4 protein-coding genes, 13 tRNA genes, 1 rRNA gene and 1 riboswitch are annotated in these 7,980 nt (G+C 40.8%); all 18 genes read left to right on the top strand.

Features of this window, described 5'->3' with window-relative positions; all coding sequences use genetic code 11:
• Positions 1-220 precede the first annotated feature (220 nt).
• The 18 genes from rrf to ACTWQB_RS14935 all read left to right on the top strand — a co-directional run bounded on the left by rrf (position 221) and on the right by ACTWQB_RS14935 (position 7,978).
• Positions 221-336 (top strand): 5S ribosomal RNA (gene rrf / locus ACTWQB_RS15020).
• Between the two features lie 42 nt (positions 337-378).
• Positions 379-453, top strand: a tRNA-Asn gene (locus tag ACTWQB_RS15015).
• A 6-nt stretch (positions 454-459) separates the two neighbouring features.
• A tRNA-Ser gene (locus tag ACTWQB_RS15010) sits at positions 460-551 on the top strand.
• Positions 552-564: 13 nt separating this feature from the next.
• Positions 565-636, top strand: a tRNA-Glu gene (locus tag ACTWQB_RS15005).
• Positions 637-661: 25 nt separating this feature from the next.
• Positions 662-737 (top strand) — tRNA-Val (locus tag ACTWQB_RS15000).
• Positions 738-976: 239 nt separating this feature from the next.
• Positions 977-1,053: transfer RNA gene (locus ACTWQB_RS14995), tRNA-Met, on the top strand.
• 4 nt (positions 1,054-1,057) lie between these two features.
• Positions 1,058-1,134: transfer RNA gene (locus ACTWQB_RS14990), tRNA-Asp, on the top strand.
• Positions 1,135-1,161: 27 nt separating this feature from the next.
• A tRNA-Phe gene (locus ACTWQB_RS14985) sits at positions 1,162-1,237 on the top strand.
• Positions 1,238-1,244: 7 nt separating this feature from the next.
• Positions 1,245-1,329: transfer RNA gene (locus ACTWQB_RS14980), tRNA-Tyr, on the top strand.
• A gap of 15 nt (positions 1,330-1,344) precedes the next feature.
• Positions 1,345-1,418, top strand: a tRNA-Trp gene (locus ACTWQB_RS14975).
• A gap of 4 nt (positions 1,419-1,422) precedes the next feature.
• A tRNA-His gene (locus ACTWQB_RS14970) sits at positions 1,423-1,495 on the top strand.
• Positions 1,496-1,503: 8 nt separating this feature from the next.
• Positions 1,504-1,578, top strand: a tRNA-Gln gene (locus tag ACTWQB_RS14965).
• An 8-nt stretch (positions 1,579-1,586) separates the two neighbouring features.
• Positions 1,587-1,661 (top strand) — tRNA-Gly (locus tag ACTWQB_RS14960).
• A gap of 11 nt (positions 1,662-1,672) precedes the next feature.
• Positions 1,673-1,746 (top strand) — tRNA-Cys (locus ACTWQB_RS14955).
• Between the two features lie 345 nt (positions 1,747-2,091).
• The gene (locus tag ACTWQB_RS14950; RefSeq protein WP_443140002.1) at positions 2,092-3,441 is read left to right on the top strand and encodes an ABC transporter substrate-binding protein; all 1,350 of its coding nucleotides are present in this window, start codon (positions 2,092-2,094) and stop codon (positions 3,439-3,441) included.
• A gap of 85 nt (positions 3,442-3,526) precedes the next feature.
• Entirely contained in the window at positions 3,527-4,420 is an 894-nt protein-coding gene (locus ACTWQB_RS14945) for a carbohydrate ABC transporter permease (protein ID WP_443140001.1), read from the top strand.
• A 12-nt stretch (positions 4,421-4,432) separates the two neighbouring features.
• Positions 4,433-5,275, top strand: a complete 843-nt coding sequence (locus tag ACTWQB_RS14940) for a carbohydrate ABC transporter permease (protein ID WP_443140000.1) — start codon at positions 4,433-4,435, stop codon at positions 5,273-5,275.
• Positions 5,276-5,372: 97 nt separating this feature from the next.
• A riboswitch (cobalamin riboswitch) is annotated at positions 5,373-5,567 on the top strand.
• A 134-nt stretch (positions 5,568-5,701) separates the two neighbouring features.
• Entirely contained in the window at positions 5,702-7,978 is a 2,277-nt protein-coding gene (locus ACTWQB_RS14935; protein WP_443139999.1) for a ribonucleoside-diphosphate reductase subunit alpha, read from the top strand.
• The last annotated feature ends 2 nt before the right edge of the window (positions 7,979-7,980 follow it).

Raw genomic sequence — 7,980 nt, 5'->3', positions numbered from 1 at the left:
GGTCCGAGGTGGACGCGTGGTGACACGTGGAGCTGACGGATACTAATCGATCGAGGACTTAACTTCGATTTGAAAAGACGTTAAATGACGCTTGGTAGTTCGTATTTAGTTTTGAAGGTTGTTAACCAAAAATATTAAATTTCCCTTGCATTTTTCAGCGAAGGTGAATATAATATTACTTGTCTCGGAATTTCCGAGTTACATAAACACAACTACAAAGTCCGGTGACGATAGCAGAGAGGTCACACCTGTTCCCATGCTGAACACAGAAGTTAAGCTCTCTAGCGCCGATGGTAATTGGGGTGTTTCCCCTGTGAGAGTAGGACGTTGCCGGGCATAATGATTAATTCTTCTCCTTCGTGGACAGTTGAATCACATTCCAGCGTAGCTCAGTGGTAGAGCAATCGGCTGTTAACCGATCGGTCGCAGGTTCGAATCCTGCCGCTGGAGCCATTACTTGGAGAGCTGTCCGAGTGGTCGAAGGAGCACGATTGGAAATCGTGTAGGCCGCTACCGCGGTCTCGAGGGTTCGAATCCCTCGCTCTCCGCCATAATACTTATTATGGCCCGTTGGTCAAGTGGTTAAGACACCGCCCTTTCACGGCGGTAACACGGGTTCGAATCCCGTACGGGTCATCTTTTATATCATTCATATTGCCCTGGAGGATTAGCTCAGCTGGGAGAGCACTTGCCTTACAAGCAAGGGGTCGGTGGTTCGAGCCCGCCATCCTCCACCATTTATACGGGCTTAATAGAGTAAAAGAGTTATTTTAATAACATTTGTAGTCAGGACTCCTGAAATGGAGTTGTTGATAATATCGCGGGGTGGAGCAAGACCGTAAACGTCTTGAATCATCATCTGCGTAGGTTTTGCGAGGAGCGTAAGCTTCGCCGAAATGGTTTGCAACGCGACGAGCAGTCAAAAGTTTAATAACATTTATAGTCAGGACTCCTAAATTGGAGTTGTTGATAATATCGCGGGGTGGAGCAGTCTGGTAGCTCGTCGGGCTCATAACCCGGAGGTCGCAGGTTCAAATCCTGTCCCCGCAACCAAAATGGTCCGGTAGTTCAGTTGGTTAGAATGCCTGCCTGTCACGCAGGAGGTCGCGGGTTCGAGTCCCGTCCGGACCGCCATTATATAACAAAATAAACCTTTTTAATGGCTCGGTAGCTCAGTCGGTAGAGCAACGGACTGAAAATCCGTGTGTCGGCGGTTCGATTCCGTCCCGAGCCACCATTTATTTGGAGGGGTAGCGAAGTGGCTAAACGCGGCGGACTGTAAATCCGCTCCCTCAGGGTTCGGGAGTTCGAATCTCTCCCCCTCCACCATTTTTAATAAAACATAGGGGTATAGTTTAATGGTAAAACGAAGGTCTCCAAAACCTTTGATGTGGGTTCGATTCCTACTACCCCTGCCATATGGCGGTCGTGGCGAAGTGGTTAACGCACCGGATTGTGGCTCCGGCACTCGTGGGTTCGATTCCCACCGATCGCCCTTTATATTGGGCCATAGCCAAGCGGTAAGGCAACGGGTTTTGGTCTCGTGATGCCCAGGTTCGAATCCTGGTGGCCCAGCCATTTTAATTGCGGAAGTAGTTCAGTGGTAGAACACCACCTTGCCAAGGTGGGGGTCGCGGGTTCGAATCCCGTCTTCCGCTCCATTTTTTTATGTGGCGGCATAGCCAAGTGGTAAGGCAGAGGTCTGCAAAACCTTTATCACCGGTTCGAATCCGGTTGCCGCCTCCAAAAACAACTATCATATACATATATCCAAGTTGGTAAGCAAAACATTGCTTAGCAACTTTTTTTATGTCTAAAAGCCATATTATTGATGGTTAATACATATAATGAAATATTATTACGATTTTTTTAATCATAATTTGACATAAAAAATCATTAGAATTATAATTAAACTAAATTTTCTGATTTTAATTTGTAAGCGATTTCACTGAAAAGGAGGTTTAGAAGTAGGGTTACATTGTTACATAAAGCCTTGGTATAGTTTTCTATATTCGTGGCTTTTAATTTTAAAAGAATTAGGGGGATGAGAACTTGAACAAGTTAGTTAGATGGCAGTTGACAACATTTGTCATGATATTATTCTTGTTAGTTTTTATAGCAGCGTGTGCACCAGATGAAGTTCCTGGAGAGGAAAATAACTCGACAGAAGATGAAGAATCTGGTGAGACAGAAGGAACTGATGAAGAGAATAATGATCAAGCAAATGACGGGGAAATTTCAGGAGAGTTAGAAATCCAATACTTTGTTGGTGGTTATGGTGATTCTTGGTGGAAAGAAGTCATTGCGGATTTTGAAGAAGAGTACCCTGATGTAGAAATTGTGGAACATGCGGGTCCAAATATTAATGAAGAGATGAGATCTCGTTGGGTTTCTGGAAATCCACCTGATGTTGTATACATTGATGGAGCAGGGTCTAGTGAGACTCAAATGGTAGAAGATGGACAGTTAATGAATTTATCTGAATGGGCGAAGGAAATCGAACTTGAAGATGGATCGCCGTTACTAGATAACTTTATTGCAGAACCAGCATCATACGATGGAGATTTATATAGTTTACCTTTAGTTTTTGATACTTGGGGTACTTGGTATGACATGGCTTGGTTTGATCAAGAAGGTTACGAGGTACCAAAAGACTTTGAAAGCTTTATGAGTACCATGGGAGACATTCAAGATAATGAAGGTATTGCTCCATTTGTTACAACTGGTCAACATCCATACTATTTCTTAAGAGGTATGTTATATCCTGCATTTGCCGCTTATGGAGGTAGCGATTTATTAGCAGACGTTATTACAGGTGAAGAAGGAGCATGGACGAGTGATGAAGTATTAGCAATCATGCAAAACGTTCAACAAATGCATGAAGAAGGATATATTGACTCTGGTTTTGGTGCATTAAACCATACACAATCTCAAATGAATTTCTTACTTCATGATAATGCATTTATTCCAGTTGGATTCTGGTTACCTAACGAAATGGCAGGGGACGTACCAGAAGACTTCCAGTTTGGTTTTATTCCTTCACCTATGAATGAAGCTGGTGAACCAATGGCTATTGTTCCAGATTTACGTCCGTTAGCCATTGCTGAGGAAGCTGAAAACCCTGAAGCTGCAAAAGCTTTTGTAGATTTCGTATTTACTAGAGAATACGCAAGATCGTTCTCTGAACATACAGGGGCAATTATGAACGTTGCTGGTGTAGATTTATCAGAAAATGAAAACGTTCCAGAGTACTTAATTGAGGCTAACGCCATGATTAATGATCCTGAACAAGTTCAAATCTATCACAAGCCTCATCCGATGAGTGCAGACTTAGAAACACCAATTAGTGATGCACTAGTCTCACTCATGCTTGGTAATATGACGGCAGAAGAATTTGTTGAGAAGGCTGAAGAGGCTGCAGAAAATTATCGTAATGAATAATAATATTTGATTTAAGAATTATATATGGAATGCAGAGGTATATCTGCATTCCATATACTATTTAGGCGAAGAGAGTGATCATGAGATGGTACAATCTAAGAAGCAAAAATATATATTCCTTGCCTTTTGCTTAGTCCCGACATTTATTATGTTTAGTATATTTACTCTTTATCCACTATTTAATGGACTTTATTTTTCATTTTTTGAATGGTCTGGTGCTTCAAACACGCGAGAATTTGTTGGTCTAGACAACTATAAAAGACTGCTTAATGATGATATTATTCCGGCTACGATTTGGCATGACTATTTCCTTGTTGTGACGAAAGTAATTGGGATTATGATTATTGCGCTTTTTGTGGCGGTCGTTCTGACTCAGCTAAAAATTAAGGAAGCGCCATTCTATAGAGTTATCTTTTTCTTCCCAAATATTATGTCAGTAGTTGTAATAGGGATTCTTTGGATGTTTATTTATAATCCAAGTTTAGGACTAGTTAATTCCGGTTTAGAGAAAATTGGCTTAGGCGAATGGGCAAGACCATGGCTTGGAGACGAAAAGTGGGCATTACCTAGTCTTGTTTTACCATCCGTATGGGCTGGAATTGGTTTGTTTATGCTTCTATTAATGGGTGGAATTGCAAATATATCTAAAAGTACATATGAAGCTGCACGAATTGACGGGGCCAATGAGTGGCAACAATTCAGGCACGTGACGTTACCATTAATTTGGCCACAGATTAAGATTTCAATTTTGTACATAGTTATTACAACGTTAAATGGTTCTTTTATCATTGTACAGGTCATGACGGGTGGAGGACCGAACAATGCAACACACGTGATGGGTTCCTATCTGTATCAACAGGCATTTAAACAATACAACTTTGGTTATGGGGCAACGATTGGTGTCATGATATTGGTACTCTCACTAATTACGGTTTTAATTCTGCAATTCTTGCTTCGTAGAGATAAAGTGGAGTACTAGGGGGGAAAGCATATGAAACTAACAATTGGGGAAAAAATAGCAAGAACAGGCATTAGAATTCCGTTAATATTATGGACATTAGCAGTACTTTATCCAATATTTTGGATGTTCCTTGGATCGTTTAAATCTAATGCTGAAATATATGCGAACCCTTGGGGATTTCCAGAATCATTTAATTATCAAAACTTTATCACGGCCTGGACTGAATATAATATTGGTACGAGTGTTTTTAACAGTTTAATTGTTACAGCTTTGGGAGCAATTCTCTGTTTGGTGTTAGCCATTCCAACGGCGTATGCCATTGAGAGGGTTCGCTTTAAAGGCAGCAACTTCTTATTTACACTCTATATTTCAGCCATGATGATTCCAATGGTGTTAGCATGGATTCCGTTGTTCTTTTTACTTAATCAATTAAATTTACTTGATAGTCTCATAGGATTATCAGTCGTGTATGCCTTATCGCAATTGCCATTTACGATATTCGTGTTAACCAGTTTTATTAGTACGATTCCGAAGTCGTTAGAAGAGTCAGCGGCTATCGATGGCATGTCACCTTATGGGATCCTGTGGAAAATCGTCACGCCACTTACGACATCCGGAATTATTACGGTTACGATTATGAATACGATCCAGTTTTGGAACGAGTATTTCATGGCGCTCATTTTCTTACAGACCGAAACAAACTATACACTTGCTTTGGCGATCGACTACATTAGTAGTGAAGCGCAATACACGAATGCTTGGGGAACGTTATTTGCAAGTCTTGTCATCGCCATCATTCCTGTCATCATTTTATATGCCATTTTCCAAAGACGAATTACAAAAGGTATGACAGAAGGTGCCATTAAAGGTTAATTATAAAATCTATTAAAACCCTCTTGTATTATTTGACTGAATCATCTATAATGCAAATTAACACAATATATTGTGTTTCATTAACTTTAAAATCTATATATAGTACTCTTGTTAAGGTGCTTGTAGCTTGAAAGGGAATCTGGTGAAACTCCAGAACTGCCCCCGCAACTGTAAGCGCGGACGAAATGAATAACCACTTTACAGATTAGTTCTAACGATGGGCGACTGTAAGGGAAGGTTCAGAGTAGGGAGATGCGCAAGTCAGGAGACCTGCCTTAATGAGGAAAGTTTCACACTCTTCGGGGATTGAGAGAATGAAACGATATACGGCCTTGTCTGACGTACATCGTATAACTAAGGCATATACATATCGTTTTGTTCGCTTCTCCCCGTGGGAAGCGAATTTTTTATTTTGGAGGGAACATGATGACAGTCAAAACTGTACCAGCGATTGTGACTGAAGAAGGCACACATGAAACAATTTTTAATGAAGAGCATCTTAGGAACTATTTGTACGAAGCGTTAAAGGGCTTTAAGGATTTGGATGGCCAAACTTTTGTTGAAAAAGTTATGAATTCAGTACAATCCAAAGATCACATCACAAAACAGCAAATCACCAATGAAATTTTACTAAGAGGACTTGAAAACATTAGTGTTGATGAACCTGATTGGACTTATGTATGCGCAAAAGTTTACTTAGATCAGTTATATAAAGAAGCGGCTGTGAATCGTGGTTATTCGAAATCCTTAAAGTACGGTCGTTACTATGAATTGGCTAAGCATTTAACACAAATTAGCATCTACAGTGATCAGCTATTAACTTACTATGATGAACAAGAATTTCATGAATTGGAGTCGGTGATTGAACCAGAGCGTGATCAACTTTTTACTTATATAGGGATTCGTACGCTGGCAGACCGTTATTTAGCGAGAGACCATGAAGGACATGTATTTGAACTGCCGCAAGAACGATTCATGACGATTGCGATGACACTTATGATCCATGAGCCAAATGATAAACGTCTTAACCTTGTTAAAGAAGCGTACTGGGCGATGAGTAACTTGTATATGACAGTTGCGACGCCTACATTATCTAACGCAGGGAAAGCTCATGGCCAGCTATCTAGTTGCTTCATTGATACGGTTGATGATAGCTTGCAAGGAATTTATGACTCTAATACCGATATTGCGAACCTGTCTAAAAATGGGGGCGGTATAGGCGTCTATCTTGGGAAAATTCGCTCGCATGGTAGTTCAATTAAAGGGTTTAAAGGTGTCTCGAGTGGTGTGATGCCTTGGATGAAGCAGCTGAATAATACTGCTGTAAGTGTTGATCAACTAGGCCAACGCCAAGGTGCCATTGCCGTTTACTTAGACGTTTGGCATAAAGATATTCATAAGTTTTTAGACGCCAAGCTAAACAACGGGGATGAACGCCAACGGACACATGACTTATTTACAGGTGTCAGCCTTCCTGATCTATTTATGGAAAAAGTTGAAGCAAGAGAGAACTGGTATTTATTTGACCCACATGAAGTAAGAGATGTAATGGGCTATAGTTTAGAAGACTTTTACGATGAAGAGGATGGAGCAGGTTCATTTAGAAATCGGTACGAAGAATGTGTGAGGCACCCTGACTTGTCTAAAGAAGAAGTGCCAGCCATTGAGATTATGAAACGCATCATGGTTAGTCAATTGGAGACAGGCACGCCATTTATGTTTTACCGTGATGAAGTGAACCGTAAAAACCCAAATAGCCATAAAGGCATGATTTACTCATCTAACCTGTGTACAGAGATTACACAAAACCAAAGCCCAACAACGGTTGAAGAGCAGTACACTGAAGACGGCAAAATTATCGTGACTAAATCGCCAGGAGATTTTGTTGTGTGCAATCTTTCAAGCATTAACCTTGGACGCGCCGTTCCAGCAAATGTGCTCGAACGCCTCATTCCGATTCAAGTGAGAATGCTAGATAATGTGATTGACCTTAATAATATCCCGGTTTTGCAGGCGCAAATCACGAATCAGAACTATCGTGCTGTTGGACTTGGGACATTTGGCTATCACCATTTGTTAGCGTTAAAAGGTATTCGCTGGGAGTCAGACGAAGCGGTTGAGTTTGCGGACGAGCTATATGAACGAATCGCTTACTTAACGATTAAGGCAAGTAAAGACTTAGCGAAAGAAAAAGGAGCCTACCCATATTTTGAAGGATCAGACTGGGCAACAGGAAAGTATTTTACAGATCGAGGCTATGAATCAACGGAGTGGAACGACTTATTGGCTGAGGTTCAAGAGCACGGTGTTCGAAATGGTTACTTAATGGCAGTTGCACCGAATTCAAGTACAAGCTTGATTGCAGGAAGTACGGCGAGTATCGACCCAATTTTTAAAAAGTTCTACTCAGAAGAAAAGAAAAATTACAAGATTCCGGTCACGGCACCTGACTTAAGTCCAAAAACATTTTGGTTATATAAATCAGCTTATGACATAGACCACATGTGGACGATTAAACAAAACGAAGCACGTCAGAAGCATATCGATCAATCGATTTCGTTTAACTTCTATGTCAAAAATAACATTAAAGCTAAGGAATTATTGGACTTACATTTAACGGCGTGGAAGTCTAAATTCAAAACGACTTATTATACAAGATCAACCTCATCAGATATAGAAGACTGCGAAAGCTGCGCATCGTAAAG

Source organism: Piscibacillus sp. B03, from assembly GCF_052246295.1.
Taxonomy (GTDB): Bacteria; Bacillota; Bacilli; order Bacillales; family Alkalibacillaceae; genus Piscibacillus.
The sequence above is the reverse complement of the archived record's forward strand: the minus strand, read 5'-3'. Positions and strand labels throughout refer to the sequence as shown.